Consider the following 20,642-nt stretch of genomic DNA (forward strand, 5'->3'; position numbering starts at 1 on the left):
AACGAAGCGACCTGAACGACAACTATACAATGGAACTTCACAGCAAAAAAAAAAAAACGAGAAACAGATCACCTGATATCAGGCATATCCGCATCTCGTCTTTGTCACATCACATTCCAATCCGACCCTATACGATCCGGATGGGCACTGACCTAAGAAAGTAACCCCAGCTTCAGCACCCTGGCAATATTCTCGGTGGTACGTTCCACATTCTCCGGGCCTTCTCGTAATAGTCGATCCAGATCTGCTGCCCCAGGCACAATACCAAATATGGCATCGATGCCTTCCGCGTAGAGGGTGTCGATCCCTTCGCCCACATAGCCTGCAAGGGCAATCACAGGTTTACCCGCTTCCTTGGCTGCCCGAGCAACACCATAGGGGCTCTTGCCAAATTTCGTTTGGAAGTCGATACCGCCTTCACCCGTAAATACCACATCCGCAGCAATCAACTTTTTACGCAACTCAGTATATTCAATGACAATCTCAATCCCTTTACGTAATACAGCCTGTGTAAAAATCAAGAGTCCCGCGCCCAATCCACCAGCCGCTCCGGCTCCTTGTTCATCTCGGATATCTTTATGAAGTTGCTGTTTCACCACATCTGCATAATGGGACAGATTCGCGTCCAGCTGTTCAACCATCTCTGGAGTAGCCCCTTTTTGTGGTCCAAACACCCTTGATGCGCCATGCTCCCCACATAGGGGATTGGTCACATCACAGGCCACAATGAACTCCACTTCCTGCAAACGCTCATCCAGACCAGATACATCAATCTGAGCCAGTTGATCCAAAGCCCCGCCCCCACGCGCAAGCGGCTGACCCTGTGCATCCAGAAACTTCGCACCAAGTGCTTCAGCCATGCCAGCCCCACCGTCGTTGGTCGCGCTACCACCAATGCCAATGATGATCTTGCGTATGCCAAGGTCCAGACATGCGCGAATCAACTCGCCTGTTCCATAGGTTGTCGTCCGGAGCGGGTCCCGGGTGTCCTTGGTAACCAAGTGGATGCCGCTGGCCGACGCCATTTCGATGGCCGCCGTTGTTCCGCCACCCAGAATGCCATACTGCGCAGTGACTGTCTGGCCCAATGGTCCGCTCACCTCGTGCTGGTGAAGGACGCCGCCGGAAGCGTCCACAAGGGACTGCACCGTACCTTCCCCACCATCTGCCATAGGTACATGAATATAGCGTGCCGTCGGATATATTTTACGCAACCCTTTTTCCATCGCGATACATACTTCTTTTGCTGTCATGCTTTCTTTGAACGAATCCGGTGCCAGAACAAATGTCTTCTCTCTAGTCTCTCTCATATCTTAAAGGAGAACACGGTTTTCCATAATATTTTTCATGCTGATATGGGATTTGGAGGGTCCCAGCTTCACCAGTGAATCCTGAAATTCGGCAAGTTCTTCAATGGACGCCGTCTGTACCTTGATCAGGTAGTTATACTCACCGCTAATACGATAGACATCCGTGACTTCGATAGCCTGTTCACAGAACTGAACCAACTCGTCGCAATGCTCTGTTTTGAGCAAAATAAACGTCGTGGTTCCACGATTTAACTGGGCCAGATTATAGCTGGTTGAATATCCCATTATTACACCTCTCTCCTCCAGTTTCAGAATTCTTTCCTTAACCGAAGGTTGGGACATGTTAATTTCTTTGCTTATCTGTGCAACGGGGATACGTGCATGATGTTGCAGCAAGCGCATAATCTGCTGATCGATTTCATCTATTATGTGTTCCATTTGTAAGACCTCCGAGTCGTCGGCTTATTTAATAAGGTTTTTCTAATAAATTAGCTAAAAATAGTTAGATTCTATCTCATTATATCCTTTGATATTGTATGGTTCCAATGCGATATTAACCCTATACTTTAGAATACAATCTGAAGAAGGAGCGATGTAATGTGAGTGTTATTGGACTTGCACATGTAGCCATTCAGGCTCGTAATTACGAAGATACTCTGGCGTTTTATACAAAAGTATTGGGATTCAAGGTCGGTCACTCCTGGAGTTTGCCTTCCTTCCACATTACCGAGGCATGTATGCTGATCTCTCCGGATCAGCGCACCTGTATTGAGGTATTTGATCCAAAAGCAGTCATTCCTGCGGAGGGTGAACCTGCCACCTCTCCTGAAGCGGTCCGGCACGGCGCACTATTACATTTTGCCTTTTACGTGCATGATGTAGAAGTCATCTATCAGCGAGCGCTCGCCTATGGAGCCAAGGCCTACGTTGAACCGGATTGGATATCGCTTGGCGAACCTGCACTTCGGGTTAGAAATGCGCTCGTCCACAGTCCGAATGGTGAAGTGATCGAATTCCTTGAAGAGGTTAATTTCGACCGATCCTCACCATCATCTACATGAAGTACACAAACAGCCTGTTGCCTCGTTATCCGTGGCAGCAGGCTATTTCATGATTGGATTTGCTTGGCAAGCACCAGCACACACACCTACCCTACTCTTGCTCTGCATTCCCCAGCGTATACTCACTTAGTTTCCCTTCATAAACCAGTTGCAATCGTTCACTCTGGCGAAAATCATCCGGTGTCACCAGCGCAGGCAGCTTGTTCCACAGTTTGATTCCCGAACGCTGCAGAATCTCAGCTACAAATTGGGAGCAGAAGTAGGAGTTGCTGAACTCCACCGGTTCCTTGAGTGTAATGCCGATCACGCCGAGCAGATTGTACATATATTTCTGGCGGCTTCGGATGAAGATGTGCAGCACACGTTTCATCTTTTCCACTTCACGATCCGTCACCTGAAGCTTGTATATGACACATGTGGTATTGGGATACTTGCTGTATGTACCTGTCTGAATATTTTCCTTCACAAACCCGCCATTCAACGGATTGCTCGGATGCTTGCGGCCGAAGCTGTACAGCTCGGTTAACTCCCGGTCAAATGAGATCGATGCGTGATTATATGGCGCTCGGGTATAGCTCTGAATAACCTTGGTAAACAGCGTTCCTGTATTCGTAAGCAGGATATAGATGGAGCGTTCATCTGTCATAGCAAAATTTCCCCTTATCAAGTTGGCACTATTCCTTCATAATAACATAGGTACCCTATAATGGAATCTTACTTTGAATAAGCAGGTGATCGGTACGTGAGCAGTTCACTCTTTACACTAACGTTAATCTTCACAGCTTTACTTGTGATACATATCGTGTACAAAATTATTGCAAAGCTTCAGCCAAGCAAAGACTATTCAGGCATCGGCCAAAAAATCAAAACCTGGTGGGGTATGTTTGTGATCTTCTGCCTCGCCACCCTTTTTAACCCCATCGTGTCCCTCATCTCCCTCATGGTGCTTGCATTCTTCTCACTCAAAGAATACTTCTCCATGATTCGCAGCACACGCAAAGCCGACCGTAGGCTGTTCCTATGGGCGTATCTGGCGATTCCGGTTCAGTTCTACTGGATCTACATTGGATGGTATGGCATGTTTATCGTGTTTATTCCACTATATGTGTTCCTGGTGCTCCCCTTGCCACGCCTGATTAACAAAGGTACGGTCGGTTTCCTGCGCAGTGTCAGCTCCACACAATGGGGACTAATGCTGATGGTGTTTGGGCTGAGCCACCTGGCCTATTTTCCATTTGCCTCACCGGAGTACGGGTCCAAGCTGGTGCTGTTTCTCGTCGTGTTAACACAGCTTAATGATGTGGTGCACTATCTGGTCTCTCTCTATCTGGGCAAACGAAAAGTGGTGCCTACTGCCAATCCATTTGTCACCTGGGAAGGGTTCGCGTGTGCATTTATTGTAACGACAGCTACGTCTTATTTCATCCATCCCTACCTGACGCCATTTGATTGGAAATTCTCGCTGTTCATCGGGGTGTTGATCAGTCTGGCTGGATTCTTTGGCAGTCTGACGGTGTCTGTTCTGAAGCGCGACCTGTTAATCGGGGATGACAACAAGTTCGATTCGCTCAAAAAAAGCTACCTGAGCCGGGTTGATAGCCTGACTTATACCTCGCCGGTTATGTTCCACGTGGTCCGTTATTTCTTTGACTTTATGTAGCAACAGATAGATCGGCGATCTTGTAATTATGTATGTCAAAAAAAGCAGCCCAAGTGGCTGCTTTTCCTGTTCAACAGGCTCTAGATGGAGCCTTCATGATATGCCTACGCTACTTCAACGTAATTTCTTTTTCGGACATGATTTCGTTCCCCTCATCATTTGTGAAGACAAATGTGGCTTTGCCCCGCTCGCCCTTCATCTCATCCGAATAGATAAAGCCGGAGAATTGTCCATTACCGCTAAAGTAAAAGCCATCTTCTCCATTTCCACCATGTTCAATGGCTTCCTGTAGTGAATTCACAATCGTCACCGTGTTAGACGTCCACCGCATCTCCGTTAGTGTATAGCCCTTCGGAACCTGTTTAATTCCAAAATCAAAACTGTTACCCTCGCTCGGTTTCTCCGACTGGTCAATGACGATATCAATCTGCTCAGACGGTTCAGTGGATTCCGATTGAGCCGTAGGCTTACCCTCATCACCACTGGCACTGCCTTGGCTATTGTTATTCTTCGCATCCGCATTCGGTACAGAGTTTTCTCCAGCTTCCTCTACGGGTTGCTTCGATTCCGGATAGGCATGTTCCTGAACCGATTCACCACTAGTGCCACAGGCACTGACAAATAGAGAAATACAGAGCACAGACATGCAAAGTGCAGATTTCTTTATATTTATTTTCATCATCTAATTCTCCCTTCATTCATCTACAGCACATATATCTATATCAGTTGAACTAATCATTTACACGATAACGGAGAGGACAGAAAAAACCTGAAAAAGCGAAGCGTTCGCCTTTATCCCCGGATTTTCCCTTTAAGAAAAGGGAATCAAAAAATCTGGGGATAACAGCGATTGGAAGGTTATTCTGTCATCGTAGTGTCAGTGTAAATATTCTTTAGTTCAACTTATATAGCACACCACTTACTAATCACTACACCATATCGTCCCACATGAAGCTCCATTATATGTAAATGATTAATAAATTCAGTATGTAACTGCACCTCGATGAGTAAAAAAAGAACTCTGTTCATGACGTCATGCACTGTTTAATTTATCGATCGAACCCAGGTAAGACCAACACTTGTCCAATCTGAATGGCGTTATGCTCAATTTTGTTCACTTTCTTGATAGCTTCTACATACACACGAGTGTCCATCTGCTGAGGTTTATGTACCAATGAAATGCCCCACAGTGTATCTCCCTGAGATACAACAATCTGGTCCCCTGACAACAATTGCTCATCTCCGGCAAATGCAGTGAATACAGCACTACACCCTATGATTATAATTAGAGTTATAGTGACGATCTTCATTAGCCAGGTTGGCGTCTTCACACGCTGCATGAATTGACCTTTAACATACATGGTGCGAGACTCGGACGTTTTGGTATAAACGGATTCATAAATACTTTTGTACGTAGAATATCTCATTCTATTCGACCTCCAGACTTTCATTCCGCTAATCTTTAATTTCATGTTTACCTATGTATTTTTCCTATAACAATGAATGATCAATAACTCACTTTTTCACTATATAGGTATCTTTGCCTAAGTCACCCTACCCTGATAGGTCTATACTACCAGTTCACTCTAAACAAATTCTGAACAACCAAATTTCAATGTTATATCCGATTTAATCTATCCAATATTCATGCCTGATTTTCGGCGATGCTTGCTGCAACGTTTTTCTATAATAGGTATAGATAAAGATTCTAATGAGTAAGGACGTGCCCCCATGATTTCTGCTGATCTGAAGGAACAATATTACGAGGCGCTTGTGGCCAAGGATTCGGAATACGAGGGTTTATTCTATGTTGGAGTCCGAACCACAGGTGTGTTCTGTCGTCCCACATGCCCTGCGCGAAAGCCAAAATTCGAAAACTGCGAATTCTATGAGACGGCTCAACAGGCACTTCTGGCCTCTTATCGCCCTTGCCAGCGCTGTCGTCCACTTTCTCACCCTAACCAAGTATCCGATGTCGTTCGCATATTAGTGGAAGCTGTGGAGAAAAATCCGGAGAAACGCTGGAAAGGACAGGATTTCAAGGCCCTCTCCATCGATGAATCCACGGCGCGCCGTCAGTTCAAGAAGCGGTTCGGCATGACCTTTGTCGAATATGCTCGCGCCCGACGCATGGGTCTTGCCCTGAAAAATATTCGCTCCGGCCGCACCGTGATTGATAGCCAATTATCTACTGGATATGAATCAAGCAGCGGCTTCCGCGATGCCTTTTCACGGATCATGGGTGCCGCCCCTACACAAGTCGATGAAGGACATATCCTAAAAGCGTCCTGGATTGACACCCGCCTCGGCCCGATGATGGCCATTGCAGATGAGGAGTCGCTATATTTACTGGAATTTGTGGACCGCAGAGGTCTGGAACGCGAAGTTGAGCGTCTGCGCAAACGAACCAAATCAGCGATTGTACCCGGCACTACAGCTCCCATCCAGTCCATTGAGCGTGAACTAAACGAGTACTTTCAAGGTATTCGGACAGCATTCGACACACCGTTGTTCTGTTTAGGAACACTATTCCAAAAGCGTGTGTGGGACGAGTTGCTGGCCATTCCGGCTGGGGAAACGAGGTCATATCAGGAGATTGCAAATGCACTGGGAAAACCGACTGCTTGCCGAGCTGTGGCACAGGCGAATGGAGCCAATCAGCTTGCGATTGTGATTCCATGTCACCGTGTAATCAATGCCAGTGGTGAACTGGGTGGATATGGCGGGGGATTAACTCGCAAAAACTGGCTTTTGACTCATGAGAAACAAAAACAGGGTAGCTGAAAAACAGAATGAAGTAATGAAGTAAGAATCAAATGTCCAAAGGAATGCATGATATAACAAAGGAGAGTCAACATAATATGAGTACCTTAGAAGAAAAAGCAGCGTTGTTCCAACAATACCATGTGAAAGGAAAACCACTTGTTCTGGTCAATGTATGGGATGCCGGAAGCGCACAAGCCATCCAATCCGCTGGAGCAACGGCCATTGCTACCGGAAGCTGGTCCGTTGCTGCGGCCCACGGTGAACACGACGGTGAAGCCATGTCATTCCATCTGGTGCTTGCCAATCTCGCACGGATTACAGCGAGCGTGGATCTGCCTGTAACGATCGATATAGAGGGAGGGTATGGGAGGTCTGTGTCAGAAGTGAAGCAAAATATCCTGCAAGTCATCGATCATGGTGCTGTAGGAATCAACATTGAAGATCAACTTCCCGCTGGCTTGGGATTGTACACTGTGGAGGAGCAATGCCCGAGATTGTCCGCCGCCCGGGAAGCTGCGCAGCAGGCAGGCATCCCGTTGTTCATTAACGCCCGCACAGATATTTTTCTGCAACATGCACCTGAACACCATAACCACTCTCTCCTGGAGGAAGCACTTATACGTTCGAGCCATTATGCAGATGCAGGAGCCAGTGGTCTGTTTGTACCCGGTTTGCAGGATCACCAACTGATTCAGGAATTGTGTGAGCGTTCACCGCTGCCAATTAACGTTATGGTTACGTCTCCTGAGCCTTCACCAAAACAGCTTGCCACACTGGGTGTAGCACGTGTAAGTTACGGGCCATATCCCTATCTGCAAGTTATGGAACACCTAAAAGAACTGGGGAGAAACATTTTATCGGGAAATTAACAGGAGGGCATGTTATAATCACCTCTATTGAACATTTACAGGAGGCAATTATGCTTAACGTGGAACAAAAGCTAGAAGTGCTACAATCGTATCCCCAACTGCAACGCAAAGATGTTTCTCTCGGTCGAGTTAATTTCCACTACGAGGATAGTGCGTATGATAAAAAAATTGTTGCTCTCCATATTCATCCTAACGGAAACGGTTATATCTATGCAGGGCTACTGCCTAACTATGAGACCGATGCTAAAGGATTCGTCAATATTCGTGATTACTCCGAAGCAGATCTGCGCACCTTGTTAGATGAAACGATCCAAGCGATGTCTCACAATCCCAACGCAGTTGAATTCCAAGAGCCAGAACAAGTAAAAGTTGCTGCTCCTGCATTGTCTACAATCTCTACGGGTGGCGGAACGTGGATCGATGAAGATGGACATACGCTGACTTTAAAATACGAAGATGACATGTGGTATGTGTATTCCGGTGATAACCTGGATATGGCTTTTGAAACGCGTAGCGAAGCTGGCGAGTATCTCAAAGACGAAGGATTCAAACCACAGGCTCAGGCTTAAGGGTGCACCTTCATTTGGAATTCCGCACAAAGATTGTTGAATAGGTATATTCAGTGATTTAATATGATACAAAAAACACGAGGCGTGTTCGCACTCGTGTTTTCTGATTTCGGAATGATTTCACTTAGATTCCTTGCCCAGTTCCTTTATAACTGTTTCCTGTCAGTCTTTTTTGGTTTTCATGGTAAGCGGCGCATTCTTCATCATCGGGTACGTAGATAGAAGTAGCGCACCACCAATACATCCCAGAACGGTGAACAGTGTCATCATATTCACATTCGCAAACCACTTCATCCACTCCCCAAGATCTGCGAAGACAACGATCAGAGTGATCATTAGGCCTACCCCAAAGAACATAATGAAGAAGTTACGCATCCCCAAGCGCATCCAACAAACCGTTGGGAAGACAGAGATTCCCAGTACGAGAAAGCCGCTCATCAGATCGATCCACAGGTAGGATAAAAAATGATATTTGTTTGAATACAACATGCCTGGTTGATAAAGGGTTACGTCAACAATTCCTTTTTCCTGAAGCAGGTGTATGAGGAAATACGCCACATGCAGAATGACCATGGTGCCTGCAACCATCCATACCGAGTTCATATAGAAGGATTTCATGAATTGAATTCGTGTACTGCCCATACCAATCGCAACCGGAAACAGTGTAATCATTCCCCCGATGGCAAACGCACATATCCCTCCGTACATGGGACCAAACAGTTGCGTAGCATACGAGACATCAAATATGAAGCCAATGGCCAAATATACAACGGCGAGCATTAGAGCGATGGATGAAAATATGCTCAGAAACAAACGCATATCATCGCGAATCAGTCGGTTCGTACCTTTTACTGCGTTCATGGTTTAACCCCCTCTTGATTACGGGTCCTGTTAACCAAATAATCTTGTAATGTCGCTTTCTCAATGGATAGCCCCTGTGAATGAGCGATATCCTTCCACATTTTCGAGTAGGGCTCATCAATCATGACTTTCACAGTCGATCCCATCTGGGAAGACTCTATAACTTTAACACCTGCTGTGACTCGGTTGATATCATCTATTCCCCCTGTTAGAAGAACTCCTTTTTCGCGCATCTCTTCCATCGATTGATTTAACAACACCTCTCCGGCTTGCAAAACAATAAGGGACTCACATAAAGGCTGAATCTCCTCAATATGATGACTGGATATGAGAATCAGACGCGGGTTATCTTCATAACTTTCCAGTAGCGCATTATAGAAGAATTTACGCTTCTCAGCATCGAGTCCATTGGTAGGTTCATCCAGAATGGTTATCTTTGCATTACTGGCAAGACCCAATATAATCTGGGCAGCAGTCTTCATGCCTTTCGAAAATTTAATGATCTTTTTCTTCGCCGGTAGTTCGAACACATCGATTAAACGTTCCGCCAAATCCTGATTCCACTGCGGATGAAAATATTGTCCCATTTGAACCATATCACTAACTGTCCAGTTTTTCCCCAGGGGATGATTCTCCTGGATGTAGCACAGATGCTCTTGGGCAACCAGATTATTATAGGGGTCTTGACCCATGATCTGAACGGTTCCACTGTCCGGGCGGTTATGCCCTGCAAGTAAACTCATCATGGTTGTTTTACCCGCTCCATTTCTTCCCCAAATTGCACTAATGATTGGCTCACTCTCATGTAGCGTAACCTGGTTCAGAACGGGCGTCTTCTGGTAGCTGTAGTTGACCTGCTCCATATGAATCATAACTCACTCTCCTTATCCTTCTTGCCGCGAATCAGATCAATGATCATGTCTTCATTCATGTGAATCCGTCTAGCTTCTTCAAGTAAAGGCTTGATGTATTCTTCATAAAAATCTTGCTTCCGTTCAACGAGCAATGCTTCTCTTGCTCCCTTTGCAACAAACATTCCAACACCTCGCTGTTTGTATATAATCCCCTTGTCCACGAGTTCCTGCAGTCCTTTGCGGGCTGTAGCCGGATTGATATTGTAGAAGCGTGACAGTTCATTGGTTGAGGGAACCTGTTCTTCCACCTTCAATCTGCCCTCCACAATATCGTCCATAATCATCGTAGCAATCTGATGAAAAATAGGCTGAGATTCATCCAAAGTCGATTTCATGTGCTTCCAACTTTCATACGTATTCATTAGTCAGTTAGTCGGTTAGTTACTCATGTAACTAACTATAGTATACAAAGACGCAAATGTAAATAGGCGAACTTAATTCATCGCCTTTCCTACCTTGGCTCTGTTGTATTGATTAATAAGACCGTCCAGGACTACGGATTGCTGGATCACTTCAGGATGAAGCAGACTGCCGTATTCCATATGCATGCGATATAACAACTGTCTGGCATCTTCGATCCGTGATATCAAATCCAGGCGATCCATAGTACCCCTCCTTTTTGTCATATTTTAGTGTATTATGCCAATCATAAGCGCATGTGAGATACGACATACTTATTCTTCCACTTGATACACAAAAAAAAGAACGCTTCTGAATAAATCAGAAGCGTTCTTTACTTTCATTAAGTTCCAAATCCATGATCAGCGGGTCTCATAATTTCGGGGTTCGGGATTTCCTTGCCTGGGACAGGTTCCGTAGCAGGGGCTACGATGAATACAACGATACTACAGGTAGCTATCAGCAAAGCCAACTTTCTCTTCATTGAGTTTCTGCACCTCACTAATTATCATTTTGTATTGCTGTTTCGCCGTCTCAGATGCAAATTCCCGATATTGCTCGAACAGTCCGACACCTCTAAGCATACCTCGTCCACTGCTAATTTCAATAGAAAATTTTAAACTATCTAGCACAAATTCTATACCTAAATGATACTCGTCTTTCTTTAAATAATATGCACCCAAATCTGCTAAAAGTCGTAAATATCGATCATCCGTAACTTGTCTGCTTACTTTACCAATTCGGTTACTCTGTTCCTGATAAGTGAAGTAGGATTCATACTGTTTGAGTACATGATCAATATCCTTATCATAGCGATTAGCCGCCGTTACAATATCACACAGCGCTGGGAATATCTCATTTTCCTTCGTCGAGATATACGCCAGGTAATCTGGTAATACCTCAAACTGTCCACCCATTAAATGATATATATATCGATTAGCTTCAGCCCATTCTTGAAACTGATTCATAACTACGATTTCATCTTTATCCGGGTTCCTCACCCAGCGATTATCCGAATATAAAGAAACATATTTAAGTGCCCCAGTGTAGTCCTTCAATTGATAACAGGCACTTCCTGCAGCTAGATCGGAGTATAGAATATAGAAAACAATTGGTCTTTTGGTCTCTTCTTGTTTCCGTCGGCCATTCATCTCATAATGGATGGACGCTTTTATTTTCAATTTTTCAGATAACTCCTGAACCTTGTCCCATCTATGCAATGCTCCAAAAGCATTAATTAGTTCGTTAAGCGCATCCAACTGGTAGCGTTCATCTAGCCGATCCACATAATATTCGAACCGAGATGCAATAATCAGATTCCGGTGCTGATCATTAGTCAGTCCCAACCGGAACAGTCGATACTGACAGAGTGCAAGCCGCTCGGAATGTTGCATTTTCTCGCTTTCAGCGATATTTTCATATAGAAGAATGGCCGGTTTGAATTTACCCGCTTGGAAGAATTCTTCAGCCACATCAAATAATAAAGGAATATAGGATAGATTATCCATCATCAGACGAATAACCTCTTCAATACAGTCCAACTTGTCCAACTCGGCACAGCGATGAAGGAAGGGTCCCAGTCTTCGCCAGTCCGGGGTCGCGTGTACAAAACACTCATCTATGTATAACTCATAGAAGTAACCTTCTTCCAGTCTCATGGCGGAAGTAATGCGATCCAACTGCTGCATGGCAATAGGCCGATTTTTATTCAAAATATTGCTGAGCGTACCCGAATTAATCCCTGACGTTTCCGAAAAATGACTAATGGACATCTGTTCACGCTTCAGATAACTTTCCAAGTGATCGCGTATCGTGGTTGTCGACTCCAAACGAACACCACCCTCCAAAATAAAAAACATAAACGGGATTATCGGTATGCAAAAGTAATTATATGTAATTAGAAAGTATCGGTCAATATAATATTTTCAACTAATTTGTATTAAAACCATTTTAATCCTTTTTTTAAAGCGGACAATCCTATCCTTATTTTATATCGGAAACACGTCTGGCATCAAACCTGAAAATAGACAAAAAACACGAGCCATCTACGGGCTCGTGTTCTCAACTGACTCAGCAGTCATCATGCTCACTATAACTTGAATTTAAGGCAGTATATTACCTGCCGCACGGTAAATTTCATACCACTCTGGACGCGTGAGATGAACATCTCCCGCTTTTACACAGTCTTGCAGACGTTCAATATTCATCGTGCCTGTCACAGGTTGCATCTGTGCAGGGTGACGAAGCAACCAGGCGATTGCAATCGTTGTATTGCTCACGTCATACTTCGCAGCAATCTCGTCGATCTTTGCATTCAACTCCGGGAACTTGTCGCTACCCAGGAATACACCTTCGAAGAATCCGTACTGGAACGGGGACCACGGCTGAATGGTGATATCATGCAGACGACAGTAATCAAGAATGCTACCGTCACGGTTAACCGCGGCATCGTTCTCCATGTTCACATTAATGCCACTGTCAATCATCGTGGTATTGGTAATACTCATCTGCAACTGGTTGGCTACCAGTGGCTGTTTCACGTATTTTTTCAACAATTCGATCTGGTTCGGATTCTGGTTGGATACCCCGAAGTGACGCACTTTACCTTCGCGCTCCAGTTGATCAAAGGCTTCAGCAACTTCCTCCGGCTCAACCAATGCATCAGGACGGTGCAGCAGCAGAACGTCAAGATATTCCGTTTTCAGACGTTGAAGGATACCATCCACCGAATTCAGGATGTGCTCTTTGGAGAAATCAAACATGCCTTTGCGGATACCGCATTTGGATTGAAGAATCATATTTTCACGAACTTGGGGATTCATCTGTACCGCTTCGGCGAAGATCTCCTCACATGTTCCTGTACCATAAATGTCGGCATGGTCAAAGAAATTTGCGCCAACCTCCATTGCAGAACGAACAAAATGTTCGGCTTCCTTACCGTCTAGTGAATTAATCCGCATGCAGCCCACCGCGACTACAGGTACTTCTAGTGCACTGCTGCCCAATTTAATGGTTCTCAAGATGTTTTCCCTCCATATTCGAATATTATCGTGTATCTTACCTTTGATTGTGACATATATCTGCAATCGGTTTCAATAGCTTTATCCTACTTTCATATGGAGAAATGATAGGTTCTTCATTCCAGCCTATAGATCCAAAAGAATAAGTTATACTTCTTCCGGTATGATAACCTCAATATGCCTTGGCAGGACACGGATATGAATCGGCAGGGCAGGACCTTCTTCCCCATCTACATTGGTGCGAATGGCTTCGTCTGAGCGAACATGAACTTCTTTGGCTGTAAAATAGTCCACGTCCTTATGGTCTTTCAGACTACCAAATAACAGGGAAGTGCCCAGGGTCAGACTGTTGAACACACTGATATTACGAACAACAAAACAATGTATCAGACCATCGTCCACCTCTGCATCCGGGGATAACTTCTCGAATCCTCCGACCGAATTGGTCAGCGCCGCCAGAAAAAGTGGCGATTCCCCCTCCCAGAGCTGTCCGTCATATTCGATGGTTAGATGATTGGCTGGTGTATTCACCAGGTCTTTCAAGCCTTCTTTGAGATATGCGAATGATCCCAACTTCGACTTTTCTTCCGAGGATACGGAGAACAAAGCTTCTGCCAAAGAACCCGCAGCCACAACGTTGGCAAACAGGCGATCATTGATTTTCCCCAGATCCACGATATGGGTCTGATTCGAACGTAACTGCCTAATGGCTTCTTCCGGGTCAAGCGAGATATTCAGCGCACGTGCAAAATCATTCACCGTACCTAGCGGTATAACGCCTAATCGGGGACGATGATCCTGATCCATCATGCCGTTAATCGTCTCATGCAGCGTACCGTCGCCTCCGATGGAGATGACCAGATCACAGCCGTCTTTGCAGGCGCTCAGACAGTAGTTGGTGGCATCACCTTCCCCGGCCGTCTCATTAACCGCCACCTCATACTGCTGTGACTCCAGAATTTCTCTGACTTGGGACACATACTGCTCGGCCTCTTCCTTACCTGACGATGGATTACTAATGATCATGGCTTGGCGCATACTCACATCTTCCCCTCCAAAATGGCATCTTTACTTCATCTTTACCCGTTTCAAGGGTGGGTTGAATAGGGTCTGCGGGAGATGTTCTATTTTTTTTGATAAACATGCCTCTGAAGAGTGCAGAGCAGGGTTTGTTTCATATAGAATAGAAGTAGAGAAATACCCATTACGAAATTCCTTGTTCCTTTTTCCCGTTGACGGGTTAATAACTATAGATGTGCTTTGAGCCGAACCTGCATATGTTAAACTCTTCAATTCACACTGAACACTCCCTTGGGCAGAACAACCTTCCGGTCGCTGTTATCGTGTAGATACTATACTTAACTAACTCAATCTGTTCGGATTATTTTATAATTCTAAAAATCGGAGGGAATGCATGCAATGAGAAGAATGACGCTATTATTTCTAGTATTCATCCTGAGTCTCGGGGCATCGGGGCAAGCCTTGGCTTACACAACTACGGACTTGGGCGAGGGAATCATTGAAGATCCCGCTTTGGAGGACGGACTGAAGTTAATCCTGAACAAACCTCTGGATATGCCATTAACTTCAACGGATCTGGAGCAGCTTGAGGTGGTAGATCTGAGCAATGCAGGTATTCACAGCCTGTCCGGTCTCGAATATGCAACCAATCTGACTCACCTCCGATTATATGGGAATGAGATTGAGGATCTCACACCGCTGGCGCACCTAACCCAGCTTCGCGAGATCGATGTTCGCAATAATTACATTACATCCATAGACGCACTTACTGAATTAAAAGACTTGGGACGGCTGTATATCAGCAACAATTCCATTTCTTCCATAGAGGTTGTACGTGGGTTCAACCGATTACATACGTTCCACGCCAGCGGTAACCAGATTGCCAGTCTTGCGGCCCTCTCGGATGCGGATGCACTGAAGTGGCTTGAGATCTCGAACAATACGATTAACGATCTGACACCGCTCATGGGTAAAACCCGGCTCCAACAACTCAATGTAGCAAACAACCAGGTTCAGACGCTGGACGTACTGGCTGAATTGCCAAATACACTGCGGAATCTGAATGTGGCAGGTAATCAAATCACGGATCTGACACCACTGGAGCATATGACACGCCTTCGGACACTTGATATCTCTGGTAACCAAGTACAGCATCTCAAGGGGCTTGAGGAACTGACTGGGCTGACAGAGCTGAATGCAGAGTCCAATCAGATCTATGATCTGGAACCTTTACGGCAGCTTTCCAGCCTGGACGTGTTGAAATTATCCAACAACCGGGTGTGGGATCTGACACCGATCGCAGGTTTTACGTTTACCCGTGATCAGTCAGCGACAAATGTTATACAGGATATCTCGGCGTCTACCTCGTTATCCTCCGGTATTCAGACGTCTGTCTCAGAGGTTGAGCCTGCCGGACTCACGGTGCAGAACAATTATCTGGATGTTGTGAGTGGCAGTCATACGATGCAGCTACTAAATCGGATGAATGTGCGTGAGCAGAAACGAACGCCGCAGGGTAGCTTCCAGCGTCTGATTGAAGGGTCCACCACTGCCTATGTCGGGGATCGTGCTTACGCACTGGATGCTGCACCTTTTATCGATGAAGGCCGGACCTATGTGCCTCTGCGTTTTGTCTCGGAGCAGTTAAATGCCCGTGTGAACTGGAACAGCGGTACGCGCGAAGCTGTGATCACACAGAATGACAAGACTATCCGCTGGAGCGTGGGTAACAAACAAGTTGTCGTGAATGAAACATTTGCGATCAATGATGCTCCTCTTCTGATGAAAGATGGTAAAGCTTTTGTACCGGTTCGCTTCATCTCGGAGCAATTCAATACCTCTGTTGGTTACATCGGAAGCAGCAAAACGATTCTGATTTTTGAAAATAAACAACTTGGTGAGAGTGTACAGCCTTAAGTTGTGTCTCACGTTCATTTTCAGCCATAAGAGAATATGAGAAGTATAGCCAAAGTCCCCGTCTGAACGATCAGCGGGGATTTTGTTGTGCCATGACAGTTGTATTATGACATTGGATAATGGTATATGGACATCGCCGATCACAAGCAAATACAGCATACGATCTGTCTATGCGAATACGAACTCGTGATACTCCATCTTCGATTAGGGTAAATTTCACACGGTTTAGCATATCTTCTTTTGCCGTGGGAGTTGTTATACTGAACGTAATATATATGACAACTGAGGTTCAAGCGAGGAGGAAATTCACATGACATTCACACTCACTGGTTATTCCACAACCCAAGACAGCCCGTGGAGAGAGCTATCTTTTGTGCCAACTAATGAAAGCGCTAACCTAAAACTAACGGGTGAACAGCACCAACTTGTGGAAGGGTTTGGCGGATGTTTTAACGAGCTTGGTTATATTGCTTTGTCCCACTTAAATGAGGAGCAGCGCCATGAGGTACTTCACTCTCTCTTCCATCCGGAGGGTGAGCACAAGTTTAACATATGTCGCCTGCCGATCGGCGCAAGTGATTATGCAGAACAGTGGTACAGCCACAATGAAGTGGATGGCGACGTGGTCATGGAACATTTTTCAATCAATCGTGATTTCAAATATCTGATTCCTTACATCAAGGAAGCTCTAAGTTATAACCCGAACCTGCAATTCTTCGCCTCCCCATGGAGTCCGCCAACGTGGATGAAGTCGCCCAAAGCCTATAACTATGGCACGCTTCGTTGGGAGAAAGATATTCTGGAGGCCTACGCCCTGTATTTCGTAAAATTTGTACAGGCTTACCGTGACGCAGGCATTACGATCCATCAGGTGCATGTGCAGAACGAAGTGATTGCAGATCAGAAATTCCCTTCTTGCATGTGGACAGGCGAGCAGCTTCGTGAGTTTATCGCTGATTATCTGGGCCCCGCTTTTGACCAACACGGTCTGGATACAGAAATCTGGCTGGGGACGATCAATGCCCCTGATCCATGGGAGGAATTAATCAAGAAAAAAACAAATGACTTCGATGAGTACGCCGGCCTTGTCCTGAGTGATCCAAAAGCCTATTCCTATATCAAAGGTGTAGGGTATCAATGGGCTGGTAAAAATGCGATTCAACGTACCTCAGCGAGTTATCCGGAGCTGCGTTATATGCAAACCGAGAACGAATGCGGCGATGGCAACAACTCATGGAACTACGCCAAATATGTATATAACCTCTACCAGCACTACTTCAGCAACGGAGTGAACGCGTACATCTACTGGAACATGGTTCTGGAACCCAAAGGCCGCAGCACATGGGGCTGGGAGCAGAACTCCATGATCACTGTAGATCCGGACAATAAGAAGGTTACTCGGAACCCCGAGTATTATGTGATGAAACACTTCGCGCATCATATTGTTCATGGTGCTCGAAGAGTCGGCCTGTCTGGCGCATGGAGCGGGAAATCCGTTGCCTTTCGCAACCCGGATAACAGTCTCGTGATTGTCATCAACAATCCATTCCAGGACCGTCGTGACCTGTATCTAACCCTTGAAGAAGGACAGACCCTACACATGGAGTTGGAAGCCGATTCATTCAACAGCATGGTTATTCAACCGAAATAACTAATCCAACACATCGTTAAAAACGCGGACATCAATAGCGTCAGCCCCCCAAGGATTCCCCGGGCCGGCGCTATTTTTTTATGGGCCAGACCATGCTTATTGTCAGCATAATTACTCCTGTAGAACACAAGCAGAAGACGACTTAAAGATATGACGTTTCACCTTTTATATTTACAAATCTATAAATCTAGATATAATGTAATCCAGAGAACTTACTCTCATGTCCATTATATTATAGGAGGCAAGGCAGGCTCATTTCAGCATAACATATCTACTTATCTGTATATTTAAATTTATTGGAGGTACGCTTTACATGAAATCACAACAGGTCAATCCACTGCTTATCTTGATGCTGGCACTCGGGGTATTCGGGATTATTACAACAGAAATGGGAATTGTGGGGGTACTTCCTCAGGTTGCGCATAAATTCGGCATCTCGGCTGCACAGGCAGGTTGGCTGGTCAGTATATTTGCGCTGGTTGTAGCCATAGCAGGCCCTTTTCTCACCTTACTGGCATCCGGGATGAATCGCAAAATTATCCTTTTAGCCGCTGTGCTGATGTTTGCCATTTCAAACGTGGTCTATGCCTACGCCACAACATTTGATACCATGCTGATCTTCCGTATCATTCCCGCGTTATTCCATCCCGTCTTCTTTTCCGTAGCCCTGGTCACCAGTGCCCAACTTGTTCCGGCAGAGAAAAGCAGTCAGGCCGTCGCCAAAGTATTCACCGGAGTTACCGCGGGCTTTGCCTTTGGCGTGCCACTGACATCGTATCTTGCTGAACGCCTATCCCTCGAAATCGCCTTCCTGTTTGGAGCGATGGTCAGTGTGGTCGCTTTGATCGGCATATGGATCTGGCTACCCTCGATGCCCGTGAAGGAAAAGATGTCCTATGGCAAGCAGCTCGGTATTCTGCGCAAACCTGGATTATGGCTGAATGTTGCCGCAGTCATTTTTATATTCGCCGCCATGTTCTCCGTGTACAGCTATTTCGCCGAGTATCTTGGACAGGTCACCCACATGAGCGGATCATGGATCAGTGTCATGCTGACCGTCTTTGGTGTCGTCATGATCATCGGAAATTTGGGGTTTGGACAGTTTCTGCGTAAGAGCGTGGTCCGCACTGTCCTCATGTTCCCCCTGCTGTATGTAGCAGCTTACGCACTCGTCTATTGGGCCGGTCCCCACTTCATGTGGATGGTTATTGTAGTCATCCTCTGGGCATCCGTGCATTCAGGAGGATTAATTGTAAGCCAAACCTGGTTAACCGCTGAAGCGCAGGACGCGCCTGAATTCGGCAACAGCTTGTATGTATCCTTTTCCAATCTCGGTATTACCCTGGGTACAGCCATCGGCGGATGGTTCATCGCGAACCTGGGAATACATCAATTGATCTGGAGTGGAATGATATTTGCACTGATCGCTTTTGTCTTGGTTTGGATTAAAATTAAATGTTTCCCTGCACCATAAATTGCCGAACACTGTTGAGAGAAAGCACTAACACAAATAGCGCCATATTCCCATGCTTAACATGTAGAACAGGCGCTATTTGGTGTTATATGATTACCGGATTTACAAAGGATGCTCCGACTCGTCAAAACGCACGCTTAAGGATTGTTCGCCAGGTAGTTTCTCAGCCATTGCATAGCCGGACGTTCTGTACCGTTGCTATTGACCAAGTGGGAGCCTGCCTGCCAAGTTTGATTTTGGTTGTAACCCCACAGCGTCACACCTTTAACAGCAGAGTGTTTCCACAGCACAGGGAATTTTTGCTGATAACGCTGCAATTGTGTATTATCGTCACCTGTCATATCCAGCTCGGATACATAGATTGGTAGCCCTGTAGCCGCAAGCTTGTTCAGTACCGTGTTCATTGTGTTCACAGAAACGTTGTCCATATTGAAATAATGCGCCTGGATTCCAATACCATCAACTAGACCTCTGTTTTTCAAAAGGTTGATAATCTGGATATATTGGTCCGCTTTGGCAGGATCACCGATAATACCATATTCATTAATTAACAATTTGGAGTTAGGGAAGGCTTGTCTCGCCTGTTGGAATGACCAGATAACCCAATCCCAACCCGTTGCCCCATCTCCACCAATGGCATTGCGATAGGATGGTTTCGCATGCAGAGGTTCATTCACCACATCAACGAAGGCAGACTTCGAATACCGCTGTCCTGCAGCTTTAATCCATTGTGTCACTTCAGCCTTCTGATCTGCGGCTGAGAGACTGTTAATCCAATTTGGCTGTTGATTTCCCCATACGAGCGTATGGAATTTGAACGGAAATCCGTTGTTGTTAGCATAGTTGTAGGCCATGTCCGCCTGGCCCCAATTCATTACGTTGCGTGTGCCTTCAATAGCATCCCACTTGGTTGAGTTCTCCGGAGTTACCTGATTCCAATATGGGCTAAAATTCGAAGGAACCTGGTTGGCAATAATATTGCCCAGAAATTTGCTACCTTTCGCCAAACCAGCACTCACACTACCAACCGCAACAGAAGCAGCGAGAATCCCTACCAATGCCAGTGAGCCGACTGTTTTGAACCACTTAGACTTAATCAATGATTTTCCTCCTTAGTATTGTTTTTTGTAAAGCGCTTACAAACATCATTT

The 20,642-nt window shown here is 45.6% G+C and carries 21 protein-coding genes; 8 read left to right on the forward strand and 13 right to left on the reverse strand.

The genetic code is table 11. The annotated features are described in order from the left end of the window. Window positions 1–152 precede the first annotated feature (152 nt). Window positions 153–1,310: a glycerate kinase gene (locus tag MHI48_RS29805; RefSeq protein ID WP_076329365.1), complete on the reverse strand. Its 1,158-nt coding sequence runs from the start codon at window positions 1,308–1,310 to the stop codon at window positions 153–155. Between the two features lie 3 nt (window positions 1,311–1,313). Continuing rightward, complete coding sequence (locus MHI48_RS29810) at window positions 1,314–1,748, reverse strand: Lrp/AsnC family transcriptional regulator (protein WP_076329364.1); 435 nt, start codon at window positions 1,746–1,748, stop codon at window positions 1,314–1,316. Between the two features lie 161 nt (window positions 1,749–1,909). On the opposite strand from MHI48_RS29810, the gene MHI48_RS29815 reads away from it, so the two are divergent. Then, window positions 1,910–2,371: a VOC family protein gene (locus tag MHI48_RS29815; RefSeq protein WP_405142590.1), complete on the forward strand. Its 462-nt coding sequence runs from the start codon at window positions 1,910–1,912 to the stop codon at window positions 2,369–2,371. Between the two features lie 91 nt (window positions 2,372–2,462). Here the strand turns inward: MHI48_RS29815 and MHI48_RS29820 are convergent, their stop codons facing one another. Further along, window positions 2,463–3,017 carry a hypothetical protein gene (locus MHI48_RS29820; protein ID WP_076252008.1) on the reverse strand — a complete coding sequence of 185 codons (555 nt, stop codon included), beginning with the start codon at window positions 3,015–3,017 and terminating at the stop codon, window positions 2,463–2,465. A gap of 96 nt (window positions 3,018–3,113) precedes the next feature. Here MHI48_RS29820 and MHI48_RS29825 point away from each other — a divergent pair, with 96 nt between their 5' ends. Further along, on the forward strand, window positions 3,114–4,031 hold the full coding sequence (locus tag MHI48_RS29825; RefSeq protein ID WP_076252010.1) for a phosphatidate cytidylyltransferase: 918 nt from the start codon (window positions 3,114–3,116) through the stop codon (window positions 4,029–4,031). 109 nt (window positions 4,032–4,140) lie between these two features. Here MHI48_RS29825 and MHI48_RS29830 read toward each other — a convergent pair whose 3' ends face one another. Both MHI48_RS29830 and MHI48_RS29835 read right to left on the reverse strand, forming a co-directional pair. Further along, window positions 4,141–4,713 carry a hypothetical protein gene (locus MHI48_RS29830; RefSeq protein WP_340028054.1) on the reverse strand — a complete coding sequence of 191 codons (573 nt, stop codon included), beginning with the start codon at window positions 4,711–4,713 and terminating at the stop codon, window positions 4,141–4,143. A 367-nt stretch (window positions 4,714–5,080) separates the two neighbouring features. Further along, on the reverse strand, window positions 5,081–5,458 hold the full coding sequence (locus MHI48_RS29835; RefSeq protein ID WP_340983888.1) for a LysM peptidoglycan-binding domain-containing protein: 378 nt from the start codon (window positions 5,456–5,458) through the stop codon (window positions 5,081–5,083). Window positions 5,459–5,762: 304 nt separating this feature from the next. On the opposite strand from MHI48_RS29835, the gene MHI48_RS29840 reads away from it, so the two are divergent. From MHI48_RS29840 to MHI48_RS29850, 3 genes are all read left to right on the forward strand, one after another. After that, window positions 5,763–6,815 (forward strand): bifunctional transcriptional activator/DNA repair enzyme AdaA, encoded by a 1,053-nt coding sequence (locus MHI48_RS29840; RefSeq protein ID WP_405142593.1) that lies wholly within the window; start codon window positions 5,763–5,765, stop codon window positions 6,813–6,815. Window positions 6,816–6,892: 77 nt separating this feature from the next. Beyond that, the gene (locus MHI48_RS29845; protein WP_339196130.1) at window positions 6,893–7,666 is read left to right on the forward strand and encodes an isocitrate lyase/phosphoenolpyruvate mutase family protein; all 774 of its coding nucleotides are present in this window, start codon (window positions 6,893–6,895) and stop codon (window positions 7,664–7,666) included. Between the two features lie 50 nt (window positions 7,667–7,716). Beyond that, entirely contained in the window at window positions 7,717–8,235 is a 519-nt protein-coding gene (locus MHI48_RS29850; RefSeq protein WP_405142595.1) for a hypothetical protein, read from the forward strand. A 162-nt stretch (window positions 8,236–8,397) separates the two neighbouring features. Here the strand turns inward: MHI48_RS29850 and MHI48_RS29855 are convergent, their stop codons facing one another. The 7 genes from MHI48_RS29855 to MHI48_RS29885 all read right to left on the reverse strand — a co-directional run bounded on the left by MHI48_RS29855 (window position 8,398) and on the right by MHI48_RS29885 (window position 14,467). Beyond that, the gene (locus MHI48_RS29855; RefSeq protein WP_076329361.1) at window positions 8,398–9,096 is read right to left on the reverse strand and encodes a hypothetical protein; all 699 of its coding nucleotides are present in this window, start codon (window positions 9,094–9,096) and stop codon (window positions 8,398–8,400) included. Beyond that, window positions 9,093–9,968 carry an ATP-binding cassette domain-containing protein gene (locus MHI48_RS29860; protein ID WP_405142597.1) on the reverse strand — a complete coding sequence of 292 codons (876 nt, stop codon included), beginning with the start codon at window positions 9,966–9,968 and terminating at the stop codon, window positions 9,093–9,095. Before MHI48_RS29860 ends, MHI48_RS29855 begins: the two co-directional genes overlap by 4 nt. Then, window positions 9,965–10,345: a GntR family transcriptional regulator gene (locus MHI48_RS29865; RefSeq protein WP_036611682.1), complete on the reverse strand. Its 381-nt coding sequence runs from the start codon at window positions 10,343–10,345 to the stop codon at window positions 9,965–9,967. The genes MHI48_RS29860 and MHI48_RS29865 overlap by 4 nt, the downstream gene beginning before the upstream one ends. 99 nt (window positions 10,346–10,444) lie before the next feature. Further along, on the reverse strand, window positions 10,445–10,615 hold the full coding sequence (locus MHI48_RS29870) for an aspartyl-phosphate phosphatase Spo0E family protein (protein ID WP_017691550.1): 171 nt from the start codon (window positions 10,613–10,615) through the stop codon (window positions 10,445–10,447). A 240-nt stretch (window positions 10,616–10,855) separates the two neighbouring features. Beyond that, the gene (locus tag MHI48_RS29875; protein WP_341009606.1) at window positions 10,856–12,238 is read right to left on the reverse strand and encodes a transcriptional regulator; all 1,383 of its coding nucleotides are present in this window, start codon (window positions 12,236–12,238) and stop codon (window positions 10,856–10,858) included. Window positions 12,239–12,511: 273 nt separating this feature from the next. Beyond that, entirely contained in the window at window positions 12,512–13,429 is a 918-nt protein-coding gene (locus MHI48_RS29880) for an aldo/keto reductase family oxidoreductase (protein WP_076213731.1), read from the reverse strand. A gap of 147 nt (window positions 13,430–13,576) precedes the next feature. Then, window positions 13,577–14,467, reverse strand: a complete 891-nt coding sequence (locus MHI48_RS29885; RefSeq protein WP_405144758.1) for a diacylglycerol/lipid kinase family protein — start codon at window positions 14,465–14,467, stop codon at window positions 13,577–13,579. 381 nt (window positions 14,468–14,848) lie between these two features. On the opposite strand from MHI48_RS29885, the gene MHI48_RS29890 reads away from it, so the two are divergent. The 3 genes from MHI48_RS29890 to MHI48_RS29900 all read left to right on the forward strand — a co-directional run bounded on the left by MHI48_RS29890 (window position 14,849) and on the right by MHI48_RS29900 (window position 19,491). Then, window positions 14,849–16,366, forward strand: coding sequence for a leucine-rich repeat domain-containing protein (locus MHI48_RS29890; protein WP_405142599.1), 1,518 nt, complete (start codon window positions 14,849–14,851; stop codon window positions 16,364–16,366). Window positions 16,367–16,676: 310 nt separating this feature from the next. Then, a complete protein-coding gene (locus MHI48_RS29895; RefSeq protein WP_405142601.1) occupies window positions 16,677–18,017 on the forward strand; it encodes a glycoside hydrolase family 30 protein in 1,341 nt (446 codons plus the stop codon). 313 nt (window positions 18,018–18,330) lie between these two features. Further along, the gene (locus MHI48_RS29900) at window positions 18,331–19,491 is read left to right on the forward strand and encodes an MFS transporter (protein ID WP_282319850.1); all 1,161 of its coding nucleotides are present in this window, start codon (window positions 18,331–18,333) and stop codon (window positions 19,489–19,491) included. 137 nt (window positions 19,492–19,628) lie between these two features. Here MHI48_RS29900 and MHI48_RS29905 read toward each other — a convergent pair whose 3' ends face one another. Next, on the reverse strand, window positions 19,629–20,591 hold the full coding sequence (locus MHI48_RS29905) for an endo-1,4-beta-xylanase (protein WP_047840948.1): 963 nt from the start codon (window positions 20,589–20,591) through the stop codon (window positions 19,629–19,631). Window positions 20,592–20,642 lie beyond the last annotated feature (51 nt).

Origin of the sequence: Paenibacillus sp. FSL H7-0942 (assembly GCF_045040715.1) — a bacterium.
GTDB lineage: Bacteria > Bacillota > Bacilli > Paenibacillales > Paenibacillaceae > Paenibacillus > Paenibacillus amylolyticus.